Origin of the sequence: Lysobacter arenosi (assembly GCF_016613475.2) — a bacterium.
Taxonomy (GTDB): domain Bacteria; phylum Pseudomonadota; class Gammaproteobacteria; order Xanthomonadales; family Xanthomonadaceae; genus Lysobacter_J; species Lysobacter_J arenosi.
The window spans coordinates 3,754,762-3,773,238 of sequence record NZ_CP071517.1 but is presented as its reverse complement, the minus strand read 5'-3'; the positions used below and the strand labels follow the sequence as shown (position 1 = coordinate 3,773,238).

Below are 18,477 nucleotides of genomic sequence, written 5' to 3'. Positions count from 1 at the left end.
GGCGGCACCCTGCCCCGCTCAACCGCGCAGTCGTCCGGATCGGTCGGGCGCAGGCGGGTACAACGGCGGCAATGGCGAAGGCGCATCGACCGAGCGCTCTCGCCAGCGCGCACCGGATGCGAACGCCTTGCGCAGCTGCTGCCGCGCGGCGACGCCATCTCCGCCGCCCCAGCGCGCACGCTGGAGCGCTTCCACTGCCGCACGCTGGTCGGGGTCGGACAGACGTGCGACCACCTCTTCCAGATCCTGCGCGCGTGGCTTCGCCGCCGCGCACAAGGCCTCGGCCACGTCGCCCAGCGCGCCACGGTCCAGCGCCTGCTTGAGGTTGCCGCCGCTGGCGGCGGGCGCGTCCCCGCCGTCAGTGGCAGGCGCAGTGGCCGCGGCCCGCGCATCGCCGCGGTGCAGACCCCAGACCAGGGTGAACAGCCACAGGGCGGCGAACAGCAGCGTCGCCAGGACCCAACCCTTGCTGGCGCCCGGGATGGGCAGCAGCGACGATTCGGTGTCGGCTGCCACGATGTCAGCCGGGGCTGGCGAGGCCGTGGCGGAAGTTGCTGCCGCCGACGCTGGCGCGGCACCGGCCAGCGCCGTCCAGGACAACGGCGGCAGGGTGGCGGTGCGAACCGCCCCGGCGCGCACGTCCCACCAGCTCATGCGCATGCCACCCAGCTGGATCTTGCCTGCGCGCGAGGGCACCAGCGAGAAGCGCCGTGTCAGCTTCGCCCGCGGCCTGCCATCGACAAAACGTTCGTCGGCCTGGACCGGTTCGGCGAACACCTGCACGCCATCGATCGCCGGCAACTGCAGTTCCGGCATCTGCACGGCGGTGGCGCCATCGGCAACGGCTTCAACGACCAGGGTCGCGGCCGTACCTGCGCGCAATTCCTGTGGCGTCGACTGGTAGCGCAACTGCAGGTCCTGCAGCGGCAGCCAAGGCTGTGGTGCATCGTTGGGCACCGGCCGCACCTGCAGCGAGCGCGGCGCCGCCTGCGCCTGCAGTGCGCCGCGATTGCTGCCGAACAGATCGTCGAAGAAGCCGCCGGCGCCGCGGCCCTCGAAGCTCGCCGGCGGGATCGTCAGCGTGCCGCTGCGCTCTGGCACCAGCAGGAACCGGCGCTCGACCACGCTGTAGCGACGGCCACCGACGTCGCGCTGGTACTGGGCATCGTCACCGACACGCTGCAGCGAGGCGCCCTCCGGGGCGGGCTGGTCGAGTTGCCCCGACACCAGCGGCGCGGCGGAGTACAGCCGCACCACCCAGCCGACCGATTGCTGCACGTAGGGGTCGGCGTCGTCGGCCTGGCTTTCGATGAAGACGTCGTCGCCGGCACGACCGGTGGCGCGACCACCGTCGGGCGTGACCACCAGTGACAAGGGCTGCGTCTGTTCGCTGCCCAGCGCTAGCGCGGGCACGGTCAGCACGCCGTCGCGGCGCGGCCGCAACGCCACTGCATACAGCAGGCGCATGCTGTTGCGGCCGTTGATGCTTTCGAACTCGCGGCGGCTGGTGTGGCCACTGACGGTGAAGTCCGCCTGCAGCGGTGCGTAGTCCGGTTCCGATGCCGCCGTCGAGGTCGTCTCGATGTTGAGCGTGACCGTTTCGCCCAGGGCGATGCGATCGCGGTCGAGCCAGGCGCGTGTTTGCGCCGATGCCGCCAGGCTCGCGGTTGACAACAGCAGCCAGGCGGCCAGACGCAACAGCATGCGCGCTGATGGGGATCGGTGTTGCTTGTCGGCGATGACACTCATTGCGGTCCCTGGCCCTCGGTCAGACGGCGCTCCTGCTCGATCCGGAATTTCTCGCGCAACAGGCTGCCCGGGTCGTCGGGCACGCGGCGCAACCAAGCCTCGTTGGCCAGGCGCTGCTCGCGCTGCTGCGGCGTTTCGTTGGCCTGCCCGGCGCGACGCTGCGCGTCCTGCTGGCCGTTGCGCTGTTGCTGCTGCAACGCGCGTTGCATGCGTTCGCGTTGGGCGGCGTCGGCATCGCGCTGGGCCTGGGCATCGGCGGGCTGGGTCGCTTGCTGCTGCGACTGCTGCGGTGCCTGTTCGGGCTTGCGTTGCTGCTCCTTGCCCTTGCCAGACTGCTGCGAGGGATCGCCCTTGCCATCGGGTGATGGCTGCGACTGACCCGATTGCGAGTCGTTCTTCGACTTTGACGATTGCTGCCGCTTCATCGCCGCCTCGACCGCCCGCTTGTTGGCGATCGCATCGTCCATGCCGGGTTGTTGCTTCAGCGCTTCGTCGTAGGCGGCAATCGCCTGAGGATACTGCCCGGCCTTGGCCAATGCATTGCCGCGGTTGTAATGGGCGTCGGCATCGCGGGCATCGCCGTAGAGTTTCGCGGCCTCGGCGAAATCGCCGCGCCGGTAGGCCTGCGTTGCCTGCTCCATGCGCGCATGTTCGACCTGGTCGGCTCGACGCCAGAGGTCCGCGGCCGATGCCTGCGAGCCCGGCCACACGAAGCAAATCGGCAGCAACAGCATCACCGCACGACGGCGGAACGCGAACAGCGCCAGCAGCAGCAACGGCGGCAGCAGCCAGTAGCCCTGGTCCTGCCATGCCGTGCCTTTGCCGCGGGCAATGGCGGCGTCGTCCTGGCGCGGATCGAGGATGCCCAGCGCCCTGAGGTCGTCGTCGCCTTCCGCCAGCGCCGCGTATCGGCCATCACCCGCACTCGCCAGCGTGCGCAGCGATCCGGCGTCCAGTCGCGCCTGGCCGAAGCTGCCATCACTGCGGCGATAAGGCGCTCCGGCGGCGCTGCCGATGCCCAGGGCGAACACGCGATAGCCCTGCCTGGCGGCACGGGCGGCGGCATCGCGCGCGGGCTCGTCGGCCTGCGCGGTCAGCAGGACGATGTCGCCGCGATCGAAGCGGGCGCGCTTGAGCAATTGCGCCGACCAGTCGATGGCGCGATCCGCGCGCTGGCCGTCGACCGGCATCACGTCCGGTGCCAGCGCATCGAGGAACAGCGCCACGTTGGCGGTGTCCTCGGTCAACGGAGCGACCGTGTAGGCATCGCCGGCATAGGCGACCAGGGCGACCTGTCCGCCAGCGCGTTCGCGCAGCAGCGTGGCGATCTTCGCGCGCGCTTGCGCCAGTCGCGACGGCGGCACGTCCGCGGCCGTGGCCGCGCTCGACAGGTCCAGCGCGATTACCAGCGGTGCCCGGCTTTCCCACAACGGTTGTGCGACCTGGCGCCAGCTCGGTCCGGCCAGCGCCAGCACCGCGACGGCATAGGAAAGCACGGCCAGGCCGCTCGCCCAGCGCGCTCGCGCATCGCCGCGCTGCGCCAGCAGGTGCGGCAACAGGTGCGCATCGACGGTGTCGTGCCAGACGCTGGCGCGATGTCGTCGCCATCGCCACAGCCACGCCAGCAGCGGCAGCGCCAGCAACGCCCACAGCCACTGCGGGCGCAGCAGGTGCAGCGCGGCCAAGTCGAACGCGGCGGCGCTCATGCCAGCCTCCGGCGCGGCCACGCGAAGGCGAGCAAGGCGCAGGCAAAGGCCGCAGCAAGCGGCCAGTGATAGCGCTCGATGCGCGGACGCAGCGCCTGTCCCGGCTGCCGGATCGGTTCGATCCGGTCGATTTCGGCGTAGATGTCCACCAACTGCGATGTGTCGCGCGCGCGGAAGAAGCGACCACCGGTGGTCTTCGCGATCGCACGCAGGCCGGCCTCGTCGATTTCATCGCCGGCGCCGGGCATCGGCATGGGCACGCCGAACAGCGACATCGAACCTTCGCCGCCGAAGGCGATGGTGTGCACGCGCACGCCTTCGGCATGCGCGATCTGCGCCGCCTTGGCCGGGTCGAGCAGACCGGCGGTGTTGACGCCGTCGGTCAGCAGTACCAGGACGCGCTGCTCGGCCGGTCGCGCCTGCAGGCGCTTGACCGCCAGGGCGATGGCATCGCCGATGGCGGTCTCCTGCCCGGCCAGGCCGATGACGCTGTCGTTGAGCTGTTCGCGGACGGAGTCGAGATCGAGCGTCAGCGGCGTCAGCGCATAGGCGCGACGACCGAACACGATCAGGCCGATGCGATCGCCGCCGCGACGATCGAGGAAATCGGCGAGCACGGCCTTGGCAGCGGTAAGTCGATCGACGCTGCGACCGCCCAGGTCCATGTCCGGCTCACGCATGCTCGCCGACAGGTCCAGTGCCAGCATCAGGTCGCGCGCGGCCTGCGGCGGTTGCACGGCTTCGCCGAGCTGTTGCGGCCGCGCCGCGGCCACGCACAGCAGTATCCAGCCCAGCCACGCCAGTGCACCGGCACTGCCGCCGAAGCCGCGACGACCCACTGCGGCGACACGCTGGAGGCGCTCGCCATATGGAACCTGCAACGCTGCCGCGGTGCCGCGCGCACTCGGAAGGAGCCAACGCGCCAGCCACGGCAGCGGCAGTGCAAGCAACAACCACGGCCAGGCGAAGGTATCGAGCAACCAGTGCCACGGGGCGAGCAGCGTGGCCATCAACGCATCGATCAGCGTGCCGCTCATTTCGCCCCCATCCATTGCAGGAAGCGGGCCCGCACCATCGTCCGCAGCGCTTGTACGTCCGCAGCGGCGACATCGCGGCGGTAGCCGCCGTCGAGCAGCAGACGGCCATGACCGCGACTGAAGTCGTCGCTCGCCACGGCACCTCGTCGCGACGGCGACTGCGCATCGAGGAACGCCAGCCACGCCTCGCCCTGCAGCCGGTCAGCCCCGGCGTCGCGGCGGCGCGCGGCACGGCGCAGCAGCTCCGACATCGCCGCAACCTGCGCGGCGGGTGAGCCGGCGGCGTCGACGCTGCGATCGAACAATTCGGTTATCGCCTGACGTTGGCGTCGGCGGCGCTGCCTGAGCCACGCGACGGCCACGACAAGCGCCAATAGCACTGCGGCCAGCAACCACCAGCCCGGGGCCGGCGGCCACCACGGCGGCGCCGGCAGCAAGTGGATGTCGCGCAGGACCAGCGCATTGCCACCCATCACGCCACCAGCGGCCGGTTGCGGCCCAGCAGCGGCAGCCATGAATCGCTCGCTGCCTGCGTCGACAGCGCCTGTACGCGGACGCCGGCGGCCGGAAGCTGCGCCAGCACCTGTTCCATCGGCCGCGCGAATTCGTTGCGCCAGGCCTGCCGCTGCGCAGCCGATGCCAGGTCGAGTTCGACACGGGTGTCGTGACCTTGAGCGTCGTGGACCTGGAACGGCAAAGGCGATTTCGGCGGTGCATCCTCGAACGGATCGGTCAACAGCAGCACGATCACTTCATGGTGCTGTGACAGTGCCGGCCAGCGTCGTTGCGCGATGGCCGCGACGCTTTGCGCATCGGCAAGCACCAGCAGCCGCGAACCCGGCCGCAGCAGCCGCTGCGCGTGATCGAGGGCGACATCCAGCCCGGCATCGTCCGGCGGCGGCTGCGCATACCAGCGCACCAGCGCATCGAGCACGCGCAGCGCACCGCGCGGCCCTGCCGCCGGCGCCACCGGCGCTTCGGCGCGGCTGCCGCGCAAGGCGGCGATGCGATCGCCGTCGCGCACGCCGGCCCACGCGGCGATCGCGCCCGCGCGCGCCGCCTGCACCGACTTGAAGCGCACGCGCGTGCCGAAGTACAGCGCCGGCGCGGTGTCCGCGACGATCAGGCTGAGTCGTTCGCGCTCGGCCTGGAACAACTTGGTGTGAGCGCGGCCGGTGCGTGCGGTCAGTCGCCAGTCGATGTGGCGTGCATCGTCGCCGGCAGAGTATTCGCGCGACTCGGCGTACTCCATGCCGCGGCCGCGCAGCGGCGACAGTGCATGCCCGCTCACGCCGAAGCGGCCACGGCGCGCCTGACCACGCGCGGTCACGACCGAGCGCAGCGCGACCAGCTCCGCCAGCGATGGCGTCAGGCCATTGCCCGCGGTAGCTGGGTGGTCATCGCCAGCGCGCATCGACGTCATTGCATCCACTCCGGGCCATCGGCTCAGGGCAAGGGCACCCGCTGCAACAGTTCGGCCACCAGGCGATCACCGTCCCAACCTTCGGCCGTGGCCTCGTAGCTGGGCAGGATGCGGTGGCGCAGCACGTCGGGCGCGACGACACGGACATCGTCGGGGGTGACGAAGTCGCGGCCGGCCAGCCACGCGTGCGCACGTGCGCAGCGCTCCAGCGCGATCGAGCCGCGCGGACTGGCGCCCCAGGCGATGCGCCTTGCCAGTGCCGGGTCGTAGCGCGCGGCATCACGGGAAGCGAGCACCAGTTCGATCAGGTAACGCTCCACCGGCGGCGCCAGGTGCAGCTCGAGTACGGCTGCGCGCGCGGCGAAGACATCCGACAGCGGCATGCGTTCAACCACCGGTGCCGGCGCGTGCAGGGCGACGCGCGCCCGTTCGCGGGCCAGGCGCAGGATCTCGGTCTCGGCGGCGATCTCGGGGTAACCGATTCGCACGTACATCAGGAATCGATCCAGCTGCGCTTCCGGCAACGGGAAGGTGCCTTCCTGCTCGATCGGGTTCTGCGTCGCCATCACCAGGAACAGTGCCGGCAGCGCGTAGGTCGCGCGCCCAACGGTGACCTGGCGTTCGCCCATGGCTTCGAGCAGGGCCGACTGGACCTTGGCCGGCGCACGATTGATCTCGTCGGCAAGCAGGATGGGATGGAAGATCGGCCCGGCCTGGAACTCGAAGCGCCCTTCCTGCGGCCGCCACACTTCGGTACCGGTCAGGTCGGCAGGCAGAAGGTCCGGCGTGAACTGGACGCGGGCGAACTCGGCGTCCATGCGCGCCGCCAGGGCGCGGATGGCGCTGGTCTTGGCCAGGCCTGGCGCGCCTTCGACCAGCAGGTGGCCATCGGCGAGCAGGGCGATCAGCAGTCGCTCGATCAGCGCCGCCTGGCCGACGATCTCGGCCGAAAGCGCCTCGCGCAGGGCGCGGAAGGCATCGTGCACACGGGGCAGGTCGTCGCTGCGGCGGTCCATGGGGGTCTCGAATGCGGGGCAGGTCCAGTTTGACCGAAGTTCGGCGGCGCGGTTCAGCAGCGCCGTCACCCATTCAGCGACAGGCACCCCTGCCCGCCCTTCCCAGCGTAGGGCCATGACGCAGAAAGCCCGGCTTTCGCCGGGCTTTCCGTCAAATCGCGAGGACTTGAGAGCTTACCGCTGCTCGACCTTGAGCACCTTCGGCGTGACCATGATCAGCAGCTCGGCCTTGTCCTTGTTGCGGCCCTTGCGCTTGAACAGGTTGCCAAGGAACGGCACGTCGCCCAGGAACGGAACCTTGGAGATGTCGCTGCGATCGCGGAACTCGTAGACGCCGCCGACGACCACGGTCTGGCCGTCCTGCACCAGCACGGCGGTGTTGACCTCGCGCTTGGCGATCTGCGGGACCTGGCCGATCGAGGTGTTGGTGAAGCCTTCGACCTCGTCCTTCTTGACGTTCATGTTCAGGAACACGCGGCCGTCGTGGGTGATGGTCGGAGTGACCTTCAGCTCCAGCAGCACGTCCTTGAACTGCACGTTCGGGATCGGAATCGAGTTGCCACCCTGCTGGGGCGAGATCGTCACGTAACCGACTTCCTGGCCCTGGCGGATCACCGCCTCGCGCTGGTTGCTGGTGACGATGCGCGGGTTCGAGATCACTTCGCCACGGCCCTCTTCCTGCATCGCCGACAGCTCGACATCGAGCAGGTAACCGGCGTTGAGGATCGACAGCGCAAGCGCGCTCGGGTTGGTGACCGAAGCGGCCGGCAGGTTGCTCATCAGCGAGCGGGTGACGTCGAAGGCATTGCTGCCGTTCTGCACCGCGTCGGCGCGCGAGGCGGCGTTGGCCGAGGCTGCGTCGCTATTGCCGCCGAAGCCGACCGAGCTGCGATCACCCGGCTTGCCGCTGGCACCGCTGATGCCGAACTTGGCGCCAAGGTCGCGGGCGAAGGTATCGGTGGCGATGACGACGCGAGCTTCGATCAGCACCTGGTCGACCGGGCGGTCGATCACGCGGATCAGCTCCTTCATCTGCGTGATCTTCTTCGGGATGTCGCTGATCATCAGCGTGTTGGTGCGCTCGTCGGCAACGATGCGACCACGCGAGGACAGGAAGCCGCTGTCCTGGTTGCCGCCGCCCGAACCGCCACCACCGCCGCCGGTACCACCAATGCCCTTGGCTTCGGTCAATGCCTTATAGATCTGGCCGGCATTGTGGTAGTTGATCTGCACATACTCGGTGGCCAGGTCGACGCGGTTGTCGATGGCGATGCGCGCGTCTTCCTTGTCCTGCTCGTACTTGGCAATTTCGGGCTGCGGGGCGACCCACACGACGTTGCCACTACGACGCTTGTCCAGGCCCTTGGCCTGCAGGACGATGTCCAGTGCCTGGTCCCACGGCACGTTCATCAGGCGCAGCGTGATGTTGCCGGTGACCGTGTCCGAGGCGACGACGTTCAGGCCCGACTCTTCGGCGATCAGCTGCAGGACGGTACGAACCGGAATGTCCTGGAAGTTGAACGTGACCGGGCGGCCGCTGTAGGCGCGACCACCGGTGGCGGCAGGCTTGCCATCGACCGTGGCGCCGACGGCGCGGCCGGTGGCAGCTCCCGTGCGCGGCACGATTTCGACGATGTACTCGCGACCGGTCTGGTAGGCCATCGACTCGAAGTTGCCGCTGGTGTTGAGCACCAGCTGCATGCCCTTGCCGCTGGCACGGGCCTCGATGCGCTGCACCGGCGTGGCGAAATCGACGACGTTCAGCGGCTTCTGCAGCGAAGCAGGCAGCTGTGCGTTGCCGACGTCGATGACGACGCTGGAACCCTGGTTGCGCAGGTCCGGCGCGGCACCGTCGCCGCTGAACTTCACGACCAGGCGGCCGGAGCCGTCAGTGCCGCGCTTGAAGTCGATGTTGGACACCGCGATGGTGCCCGGCAGCTGCTTGGCCGGATCGGCGCTGGCCGCGGGTGCGACCGTGGCCGGTGTCGTGGCGGGTGCGGCGGCGTGGACGGCGCTGAAGGCGGCAATTGCGCCGACCATCAGACCCACCGACCCGCTGCGCAAGAGCAGCGGGCGACGGGCCGGTCGCATGCGTGTGTTGAAAACGGTCATCGTTGCTATCCCCCAATCCCTATTGATCTTCCAACGCGACCGTGGCCGGGCGTTCCAGCCAACCACCCGCGCCGTCCGGCACCAGTTCCACCAATTCGATATGGTCTTCGAACACGCCGGTCACGCGACCGTCGCTCTGCCCCATGTACGCGCCCGCCTGGACCCGGTAGGTCACCTTGTCCGGCGCCATCACCAGTGCCACGACACCGCCGCCCTTGCCCAGCGTACCGACCATGTCGAGGCTGTCGAGCGGAAACTGCTCCAGCGTCTGCTTGCGGCGCGCCGAATCCGGACGCGGGCCATTGCTGCCGTCCTCGTCGGTGAACGCCGTGCTGAACGGATCGCGCATGGCGTAGGCGTTGTATTCGAACGTCTCGAACTGCTGCATCACCGGCAGCGGATCCAGCGGCGGTGCCGGGCGTGCCTTGACCTCGGCGATCCACTTTTCGAGATTGGGCGACTCACCAGGCGTGCTGGTGATGCCCCGCGAACAGCCTGCCAGGACCAAGGCGACTGCCAGCATGAGGACACGCGGTGCCGCGCCATCAACAATGGAAATTGCGCGCATCTCAGGTCCCTCCCTTCTGGCCGTTGCTAGCCGCGGCCTTTTCCTGCCTGGCCACTTCATCCTCGTCGAGGTAGCGGTAGGTCTTGACCGTACCGGCCAGCTCGAGCGGGCTGTTGGGCGTGATCGCGGCGCCAGCTTCCTTGCTGCGAGGCTTCAGCGAGATGTCGTGCATGGTCATGATGACCACGCGCGGCAGCGAGGCCACGCCGCTGACGAAACCGCCGAACTGGTGGTAACTGCCCACCATGCGCAGCGCGATCGGCTTCTCGGCGTAGAACTCCTTGGGCTGTTCGCCACCGGGCTGGAACAGCTCGTTGGTGATGCCGGTGGCGAGCGCGGTCTGCGAGATGTCGACGATCAGGTCGGGCATCTCGGTCTTGCTCGGCAGCTGGCGCAGCATCTGCTGGAGCTGCTGCTCCATCTGTGCGAGCTGCTGTTTCAGCGGTTCCAGGTTGGCGGCGCGGCCCTGCTTGGTCTCGTACTCGGCACGAAGGTCCGCTTCCTGGCGTTCCAGTCCTTGCAGTTCGGTGCGCTTGTCGGCGACGAACAGGTACCAGGCCAGGCCGACGATGAGCAGCGAGACCAGGACGCAGAAGCCCAGCTTGGCCTGCTGCGGCCAGGAGCCGATGTTGTTGAAATCGAGTTCGTTGAGCTTGATGGATTTCTTCTTGCTCATGACGCCGCTCCCTTGGTCGGCGCTGCAGCCGGCGCCGTCGGCGCGTTGGCGGGGGTCGCTACCGGCGCGGAGGCCGGAGTGCTTGCCGGTTGTGCGGGGGCCGCGCCCGGTGCCGGTGCCGTCGGTGCCACACCTGCCGGCGCGGTGCCGGCGGCGGTGGCATCGGCTGCCTGCGCGATCTGCGAGGTCTGTGCCGCGGGCGCGTCCGGCATGCCATCGCCGTCCTCGTCCTTGGGCGCGTTCGGGTTGGCCAGCTGGACCTGCAGCTTGAACACGTACGGCAGGCCCTTGTCGGTGCCCTGCGCCTCGATGATCGACAGGTCCGGCTTGGTCATCCAGCCGGAGCCTTCCAGGTTGCGCATGTAGGTACTGACGCGGGCATTGGACTGCGCGCGGCCTTCAAGCGTCAGGGTCTGGCTGTCCTGCTTGATCGAGGTAAGCACGGCGCCGTCGGGGATCGTGCGCACCAGCGAATCGAACAGGTGCACCATCTGCGAGCGGTTGGCCTGCAACTCTTCGATCACTTCCTTGCGGGCGAGCAGCTTGGCCTTCTTCTTGTCGAGTTCCTCGATCTCCTTGATCGCCTTGTCGACCTGCGTGATCTGGTCACGCATGTAGGTGTTGCGTTCGTTCTGGCCGTCGATCTGGCCGTTGTAGTAGGTGATGATCACGAACGACAGCAACACTGCGCCCAGAGCCGCCATCGCGAACATCACCGCGAATTCTTTCTGGCGCAGCTTGCGGCGTTCTTCGCGCCACGGGAGGAGGTTGATGCGTGCCATCAGTCGAAGCTCCTCAGGGCGAGGCCACAGGCGATCATCAGCGCCGGCGCATCCTGGGCGAGGGCGTGCGCCTGCACGCGCGGCCCCAGGGTCATGTGGGCGAGCGGGTTGGCGATCGTGGTCGGCACGCCGAGCTGCTCTTCGACCATCTCGGCGATGCCGGCGATCGAGGCGCAGCCACCGGCCAGGACGATCTGGTCGACGCGGTTGAACTCGCTGCCGGCGTAGAAGAACTGCAGCAGGCGGCTGATCTGCTGGACCATCGCCTCCTTGAACGGCTCGAGCACTTCAGCCTCGTAGCTCTCCGGCAGGCCGCCCTGGCGCTTGGCCAGTCCGGCTTCCTCGTAGCTCAGGCCGTAGCGGCGCATCACTTCGTCGGTCAGCTGCTTGCCGCCGAACACCTGTTCGCGGGCATACAGGCTGCGACCCTGGCGAAGGACGTTGAGCGTGGTCATGGTTGCGCCGGAGTCGACCAAGGCGACCAGGCCGTCGCGCGGCCCGCCGAGCTGGTCGGCGACCAGGGCGAAGGCGTTCTCGAGCGCGAAGGCTTCGACGTCCATCACCTTGGGCGTCAGGCCGCCGATCTCCAGCGCCGAGGCACGGACTTCGACGTTCTCCGAGCGCGAGGCTGCAAGCAGCACCTGCAGCATGTCCGGGCTGCCCGGCATCGGACCCAGGACCTCGAAGTCGTGGTTGACCTCTTCGATCGGGTACGGGACGTAGTTGACCGCCTCGAGCTCGACCTGCGACTCCAGGTCGTCATCGTCCAGGTCGCCCGGCATCGGGATCACCTTGGTGATGACCGAGGAACCGGCGACCGCGGCGGCGGCATGTTTGGCCCGTGTGCCCGAGCGGGCCACGGCGCGCTTGATCGCTTGTCCCACCGCCTCGACCTCGACGATGTTCTTCTCGACCACGGCATTGGGTGGCAGCGGTTCAACCGCGTAATGCTCGACGCGGTAGCGGTTGCCGGCCCGGGAGAGCTGCAACAGCTTTACGGCAGTCGAACTGATATCCACGCCGACGACTGCCGGCTGGCTTTTTGTGACGATCCCCACGGTATTCTCCCCTTGTCACAGGCGCTTACGTGCGCTTCGTGTGACCCCGCTTTAAATATCGAAGTTTGCGCGGCATGGCAACTGTTCCGTTCGGAATTGCCTTACTGCGTCACTTTCCGCCCCTTGCACGGCTGGCCAGCCCTGCCCCGTCTGGCCCGTCCGCCCCGCCCTTGCCCCGCTCAAGTGCCTTTCCCCGGCTCATCTATACTCCACGGCCACTACACCCGCAATCGGAACCTGCCTTGATGCCCCGTTTCCGCCGCCTGCTGCGCTGGGCGCTGATCGCGTCCGCCGGCCTGGCCCTGCTTGGCGCCATTGCCCTGGGCACCCTGTATTACCTCGTCGCCCCCAAGCTACCCGACGTCGAGACCCTGCGCACGGTCGAGATGCAGGAACCGATGTACGTCTACGCCCGCGACGGCCGCCTGATGGCCCTGTTCGGCGAGACCCGGCGTTACCCGATCTCGATCCAGGACGTCCCCGACCGGCTCAAGCAGGCCTTCATCTCGATCGAGGACGCGCGCTTCTACAAGCACCATGGCGTCGACTTCAAGGGCATCGGCCGCGCGGTGTGGCTGCTCGCCACGACCGATGCGCGTCGCGTTCCCGGCGGCTCCACGATCACCCAGCAGGTCGCGCGCCAGTTCTTCCTGAGCAACGAATACAGCTACACGCGCAAGCTCGCCGAGATGCTGCTTGCGATGCGCATGGAGCGTGAACTGAGCAAGGACGAGATCTTCGAGCTGTACCTCAACAAGAGTTTCTTCGGCAATCGCGCCTACGGTGTCGGCGCTGCCGCGGAGTTCTATTACGGCAAGAAGCTCGGTGAGCTCACGCTCGACGAAATGGCTTCGCTCGCGGGCATTCCGAAGTTCCCGTCCAGTGGCAATCCGCTCAGCAATCCCGAGCGCGCCAAGGAACGTCGCGACTACATCCTGCAGCGCATGGCCGACCTGCGTTACGTCAGCCAGGCCGAGGCCGACCAGGCCAAGGCCGCGCCGATGCACGCCACTCCGCATGAGCGTCCGGTCGAGGTCTATGCGCCGTACGTGGCCGAAATGGTCCGCCAGGAAATGGTCGCGCGTTACGGCGCCGAGGCACTGACCCGCGGCTATCACGTCACCACCACCATCGACCCGGTCCTGCAGGTCGCCGCCGACCAGGCCATCCGCGACGGCCTGTCGGTGTACGACCGTCGCCACGGCTGGCACGGCGTCGAGCAGCACTTCGACCTCGCCGCCGGCGAAGACGCGGCAACGCTGCGTAATCGCCTGCGCGGCATTCCGGCGCAGGCCTCGCTGCTTCCGGCCATCGTCACCGGCAGCAACGGCAGCCAGGTGCAGCTGGTCCTGGCCGACGGCAGCGAAATCGAACTGGGCCCCAACCAGGGCTTCGGTGGACGCAGCCCGGCCAGCCTGGTCAAGCGCGGCGACCTGGTGCGCGTGCTGCGCACGGACCCGCCGCCGGCCAAGCCCGGCCAGACCGGACCGATGCCGGCGCCTGCTTACCGCCTCGACCAGATCCCGCAGGCACAGGCCGCGCTGGTCTCGCTCGAGCCGGGCAACGGCGCACTGCGCGCCCTGTCCGGTGGCTACAGCTTCGCCGGCGCCAAGTTCAACCGCGCCACCCAGGCGCGACGCCAGCCGGGCTCGAGCTTCAAGCCGTTCCTGTACGCCGCCTCGTTCGAACGCGGCTTCAATCCGGCCTCGGTGGTGCTCGATGCACCGGTCGTGTTCAAGGACCGTCGCGGCCACATCTGGCGCCCGCAGAACGACAGCGGAAACTTCGCCGGCCCGATGCGCCTGCGCGAGGCGATGGTGCAGTCGCGCAACCTGGTGTCGGTGCGCCTGCTCGACGCCATCGGCGTCGACTACGCGCGCAAGTACATCAGCCACTTCGGATTCGACGAGGCCGAACTGCCGCCGAACCTGTCGATGTCGCTGGGCACCGCCTCGCTGACGCCGATTTCGGTCGCACGCGGTTTCGCTGCATTCGCCAACGGCGGATTCCGCATCACGCCGTGGTTCATCGACGAGGTCAAGGACCGCGAAGGCGCCGTGGTGTTCAAGGAAAAGCCGGCGATCGCCTGCCCTGCCTGCGGCAATGCGGGCAGCGCGAACCGGGCGGTGCAGACCTCCACGGTGGTCGATGGCTTCAACCTCGGCCCGGATGCAGCCCCGGCGGCCGCGACCGAGAGCAAGCCGAAGGACGAGCCGAAGAAGGCGGAGATCGACACCAGCAACCTGGTACTGGCGCCGCGCGCGATCGACAACCGCATTGCCTACCAGATCAACTCGATGCTGCGCGACGTGGTCCTGCGCGGCACCGGCACCGCGGCCAAGGTGCTCGAACGCGAGGACGTCGGCGGCAAGACCGGTTCGACCAACGACCACCGCGACGCCTGGTTCTCCGGCTTTGGCGGACCCTACGTCACCACCGTCTGGGTCGGCCGCGACAACTACAAGTCGCTGGGCTACCGCGAGTACGGCGGCAAGGCCGCGTTGCCGATCTGGATCGACTACATGCGCGTGGCGCTGAAGGACCAGCCGATCTCGCCGAACGAGCCGCCCGAAGGCATGGTCAAGGTGTCGGTGTCGGCCAGCGGCGCGCTGGTGCCGGGCGAAGGCGGCGGCATCGTCGAATGGGTCAAGGCCGAGGACCTCGAGCGCATGCAGAGCTATGTCGACTACGGCCCGGCCGAGACGGCGCCGGCCGAGGAAGAGTTCGACATCTTCTGATCGCACCGCACCTGCAGGTCATCAACGACGCCGGGTTCGCCCGGCGTCGTCGTTTCCGCGACGGCTCGACAGCCGGACAGAGGGCATTGGTTCATGCTCGGCCGGCAAAATGAACGCCGCACAGACGCCAGAAGCGGTAACTTCCAGGCGCGATGAAACGTGCTAGGTTTCTGCTGCCGGTGCAGTTTCGGCCGCGGCGCAACCGGTCGCCGACGACGTGCCAGATGCGGAGGTCGACATGCCACACGCCCGACAGCACGCCAATCTGCACGCACAGACACGCACCCGCGAACGCCGCCATCGCCTCGCCCACGAGGCTGCCCGGCTGATGGCGGAAGGCGGAATCCGCGACTACCACCAGGCCAAGCTCAAGGCCGCCGAGCGCCTGGGCATCTTTGACGACGCCTCGCTGCCGCGTAACCGCGAGATCGAAGAGGCACTGCGCGAGTACCAGCGCCTGTTCCAGCGCGAGAACATCCCGGCACTGCGCCAGCGCCGCGAGTCGGCGTTGCGCGCGCTCGAGTTCTTCAAGTCCTTCGAGCCGCGCCTGGTCGGCCCGGTGCTGGACGGCACCGCTGATACGCGCAGCCCGGTGGCTCTGCACCTGTACAGCGACGACCCCGATGCGCCGCCGCGCTTCCTCGACCAGCACGGCATTCCGGCTGAAGCGCGCAGCCGCCGCCTGCGCCTGGACCGCGAGCGCGCCGACGACTTCCCGGTGTATGTCTTCAGCGCCGAGGACATCACGTTCGACCTCACCGTGCTGCCGCTGGACATCCTGCGCCAGGCGCCGCTGTCGAACACCGACGAAAAGCCGATGAAGCGCGCCAGCGCCACGCAGCTGCGGCAGCTGCTGGCCGACGACGAAATCCTCGATTACGAGAACGGCGCGACGCCGCTGTAGGGGCTGGGTTACCGCAGCGCCCTGCGCACGCGGGAATTGCCGGTGAATCCGAACACGTTGAGTTCGATCACCACGAACGCGACCAGCCACAACAACGCGTCCTAGGTATCGAGCCACGCAGCGCGCGGATCCTCGCCGCCAATGCCCATCGCCGCCCAGGTCAGCATGAATCCCACCAGCGCCAGGTAAAGCAGCGAGGCGACGACACGGCGCAGCTTGTGCAGACGCAGTGCATCAGGCGGAAGGCGAACCTCCAGCTCGAGAAGCGCAATCACGCCCAGCCAGACCACTTCGTTGGCGAAGTCCAGCCAGACCCGCTCCAGCGCATAACCGACCACCGCGACCACGACGGCGACGGACGCCAACGCGCGGACACCGTGCAGCATCGGCAGCCACCGGCGTGGCAACGGCCAGCCGCCGGTCTCCCACTCGAACAGCAGCAGCAGGACGAACCACGCCGCGGTATCGATCAGCTCGGTGACGCGGCCATAGAGCGCGTACAGCACGACATCGCCGGCCAGCAACGCATAGACCAGCCATTTGAAAACGACAAAGCCGCGGTGTGGCCGCGGCTTGGTCGTTGCGTCGGCGCGAACGCCGGCCATGTGCGCGAACGAAGACTCAGCGCTTGCCAGCGTCGACGTAGTCGCGCTGCGGCGAACCGATGTAGATCTGGCGCGGACGGCCGATCTTGTTTTCCGGATCGTTCTGTTGCTCCAGCCAATGCGCGACCCAGCCGGCGGTGCGGGCGATGGCGAACATCACCGTGAACATCTCCACCGGGATGCCGAGGGCCTTGTAGATGATGCCCGAGTAGAAATCGACGTTCGGGTAGAGCTTGCGCTGCACGAAGTACTCGTCCTTCAGCGCCGCCTCTTCCAGCTTCATCGCCACTTCCAGCAGCGGATCGTTGACGCCGAGCTCGCCGAGCACCTTGTGGGTCATCTCGCGGATGATCTTGGCGCGCGGGTCGAAGTTCTTGTAGACGCGGTGGCCGAAGCCCATCAGGCGGAAGCCCGACTCCTTGTCCTTGGCCTTGGCCACGGCCGAACCGACGTTCTCCGGACGGCCGATCTCCTCGAGCATCTTCAGCACGGCTTCGTTGGCACCGCCGTGCGCCGGGCCCCACAGCGCGGCGACGCCGGCGGCGACGCATGCATACGGGTTGGCACCGGTGGAACCGACCAGGCGCACGGTCGAGGTCGAGGCGTTCTGCTCGTGGTCGGCGTGCAGGATGAAGAGCAGGTCGAGCGCCTTGGCGGCGACCGGGCTGAGCTCCAGCGGCTCGCTCGGCACTTCCTTCATCATGTGCAGGAAGCGCGTGGTGTACTCGAGGTTGTTCTTCGGATAGCGCATCGGCCAGCCGATCGAATAGCGATGGCAGGCGGCGGCAATCGTCGGCACCTTGGCGATCAGGCGGATCGCGGCCAGGCGGCGCTGCTCCGGATCTTCCAGGTCGAGATCGTTGTGGTAGAAGCTCGCCATCGAGCCGAGCATGCCGACCAGCATCGCCATCGGATGGGCGTCGTGGCGGAAGCCGTACAGGAAGGTGCGGAAGGCCTCGTGCATCATCGTGTGATGCGTGACTTCGTGCTCGAACTTGGCGAACTCGCCCTGGTTCGGCAGTTCACCGTTCATCAGCAGGTAGGCGACCTCGAGGAAGCTCGAATGCTCGGCCAGCTGGTCGATCGGGTAGCCGCGGTACAGCAGCACGCCGGCATCGCCATCGATGTAGGTGATCGCCGACTTGCAGCTGGCGGTGGCGGTGAAGCCGTTGTCATAGGTGAAAGCGCCGGTTTCCTTCGGCAGCTTGCCAATGTCGATGCAGGGCTGGCCAAGGACCGGATGGTGGACCGGCAGAGTCACGGTCTTGTCGCCAGCGGTCAGGGAGACCTGGTCGAACTTGTTGTTGGAATCGGACACGAAACACTCCTCAAGTCTGCATGCCTGCCGCGGGGACAGGCCGGGCGCGAGTGGGGCCAAAAAATGGGCACGGGGTCACGCCGAATTCGGCCGAACCGCGATAGTGAATTATCGCACAACGACCTGGAGCCAAGGCTCGGACTTTGGTCGGCTTGCACCCCGCGATCGCAACGGTGCGTCGCAGCCACGGGGCCCGGGCGCCCAGGGCGACTGTCACGGACGGAATTGCCGGGTCGCCCGCCAGCCAATGGCCAGAAACGGCAACGGCCGCCTTTCGGCAGCCGCTGGGGGAAGTCTCGTGCGCGACACGACGGCCGAGCAGGGCTTGGCGGACCAATCACGCAAGACAGCAACGGCCGCCTTTCGGCAGCCGTTGCGGATATCCTGGTCGTCGCGCTGCACCTGGTCCGTGCTGTGGCACGGGCAGATGCGCTACGGCAGATCCCTCGCTTCGCTCGGGATGACCCTTCGGAAAAGCCATGCCTGAGGCATGGCCCGGAAGATCACTTCTGGGCGTAGCGCTTGCGGAACTTGTCGACGCGACCGCTGGTATCCATGATCTTGTGCTTGCCCGTGTAGAACGGGTGCGAAGCCGAGCTGATGTCGACCTTGATCAGCGGATACTCATTGCCGTCCTCCCACTTGATCGATTCCTTGCTGCCAAGGGTCGAGCGGGTCAGGAACTGGAAGTCGGTGGTCACGTCTTGGAACACGACTTCGCGGTATTCGGGATGGATGCCGGCCTTCATGGCACTCACCAATCTTTAAGCGGGAAAGCGCGGAAG

Annotated in this window: 16 protein-coding genes; 2 read left to right on the top strand and 14 right to left on the bottom strand. The window is 67.8% G+C overall.

Annotated features, from left to right (window positions below):
* Window positions 1–18: 18 nt before the first annotated feature.
* The 11 genes from HIV01_RS17285 to HIV01_RS17235 all read right to left on the bottom strand — a co-directional run bounded on the left by HIV01_RS17285 (window position 19) and on the right by HIV01_RS17235 (window position 12,127).
* Window positions 19–1,704 (bottom strand): BatD family protein, encoded by a 1,686-nt coding sequence (locus HIV01_RS17285; RefSeq protein ID WP_200604119.1) that lies wholly within the window; start codon window positions 1,702–1,704, stop codon window positions 19–21.
* 41 nt (window positions 1,705–1,745) lie between these two features.
* Entirely contained in the window at window positions 1,746–3,455 is a 1,710-nt protein-coding gene (locus HIV01_RS17280) for a VWA domain-containing protein (protein ID WP_200604118.1), read from the bottom strand.
* Window positions 3,452–4,465 (bottom strand): vWA domain-containing protein, encoded by a 1,014-nt coding sequence (locus HIV01_RS17275; protein ID WP_200606211.1) that lies wholly within the window; start codon window positions 4,463–4,465, stop codon window positions 3,452–3,454. The genes HIV01_RS17280 and HIV01_RS17275 overlap by 4 nt, the downstream gene beginning before the upstream one ends.
* 23 nt (window positions 4,466–4,488) lie before the next feature.
* A complete protein-coding gene (locus tag HIV01_RS17270; protein ID WP_200606209.1) occupies window positions 4,489–4,965 on the bottom strand; it encodes a DUF4381 family protein in 477 nt (158 codons plus the stop codon).
* The gene (locus HIV01_RS17265) at window positions 4,965–5,915 is read right to left on the bottom strand and encodes a DUF58 domain-containing protein (RefSeq protein WP_200604117.1); all 951 of its coding nucleotides are present in this window, start codon (window positions 5,913–5,915) and stop codon (window positions 4,965–4,967) included. The genes HIV01_RS17270 and HIV01_RS17265 overlap by 1 nt, the downstream gene beginning before the upstream one ends.
* A 23-nt stretch (window positions 5,916–5,938) precedes the next feature.
* Entirely contained in the window at window positions 5,939–6,931 is a 993-nt protein-coding gene (locus HIV01_RS17260; protein ID WP_200604116.1) for an AAA family ATPase, read from the bottom strand.
* Between the two features lie 174 nt (window positions 6,932–7,105).
* Entirely contained in the window at window positions 7,106–9,043 is a 1,938-nt protein-coding gene (locus HIV01_RS17255) for a type IV pilus secretin PilQ (RefSeq protein ID WP_200604115.1), read from the bottom strand.
* Between the two features lie 19 nt (window positions 9,044–9,062).
* Complete coding sequence (locus HIV01_RS17250) at window positions 9,063–9,566, bottom strand: pilus assembly protein PilP (protein WP_200606207.1); 504 nt, start codon at window positions 9,564–9,566, stop codon at window positions 9,063–9,065.
* 46 nt (window positions 9,567–9,612) lie between these two features.
* Window positions 9,613–10,287 (bottom strand): type IV pilus inner membrane component PilO, encoded by a 675-nt coding sequence (locus HIV01_RS17245; protein ID WP_200604114.1) that lies wholly within the window; start codon window positions 10,285–10,287, stop codon window positions 9,613–9,615.
* On the bottom strand, window positions 10,284–11,069 hold the full coding sequence (locus tag HIV01_RS17240) for a PilN domain-containing protein (RefSeq protein ID WP_200604113.1): 786 nt from the start codon (window positions 11,067–11,069) through the stop codon (window positions 10,284–10,286). Before HIV01_RS17240 ends, HIV01_RS17245 begins: the two co-directional genes overlap by 4 nt.
* Window positions 11,069–12,127, bottom strand: a complete 1,059-nt coding sequence (locus tag HIV01_RS17235; RefSeq protein WP_158734115.1) for a pilus assembly protein PilM — start codon at window positions 12,125–12,127, stop codon at window positions 11,069–11,071. The genes HIV01_RS17240 and HIV01_RS17235 overlap by 1 nt, the downstream gene beginning before the upstream one ends.
* 245 nt (window positions 12,128–12,372) lie before the next feature.
* Here HIV01_RS17235 and HIV01_RS17230 point away from each other — a divergent pair, with 245 nt between their 5' ends.
* A complete protein-coding gene (locus HIV01_RS17230; RefSeq protein WP_200604112.1) occupies window positions 12,373–14,865 on the top strand; it encodes a penicillin-binding protein 1A in 2,493 nt (830 codons plus the stop codon).
* Window positions 14,866–15,103: 238 nt separating this feature from the next.
* On the top strand, window positions 15,104–15,769 hold the full coding sequence (locus HIV01_RS17225; protein WP_200604111.1) for a hypothetical protein: 666 nt from the start codon (window positions 15,104–15,106) through the stop codon (window positions 15,767–15,769).
* Window positions 15,770–15,870: 101 nt separating this feature from the next.
* On the opposite strand, the gene HIV01_RS17220 is transcribed toward HIV01_RS17225, so the two are convergent.
* The 3 genes from HIV01_RS17220 to HIV01_RS17210 form a co-directional block, all read right to left on the bottom strand.
* On the bottom strand, window positions 15,871–16,374 hold the full coding sequence (locus tag HIV01_RS17220) for a hypothetical protein (protein WP_207527023.1): 504 nt from the start codon (window positions 16,372–16,374) through the stop codon (window positions 15,871–15,873).
* 16 nt (window positions 16,375–16,390) lie between these two features.
* Window positions 16,391–17,692 (bottom strand): citrate synthase, encoded by a 1,302-nt coding sequence (locus HIV01_RS17215; protein WP_200604109.1) that lies wholly within the window; start codon window positions 17,690–17,692, stop codon window positions 16,391–16,393.
* Between the two features lie 503 nt (window positions 17,693–18,195).
* Window positions 18,196–18,441, bottom strand: a complete 246-nt coding sequence (locus HIV01_RS17210; RefSeq protein WP_158734120.1) for a type B 50S ribosomal protein L31 — start codon at window positions 18,439–18,441, stop codon at window positions 18,196–18,198.
* Window positions 18,442–18,477 lie beyond the last annotated feature (36 nt).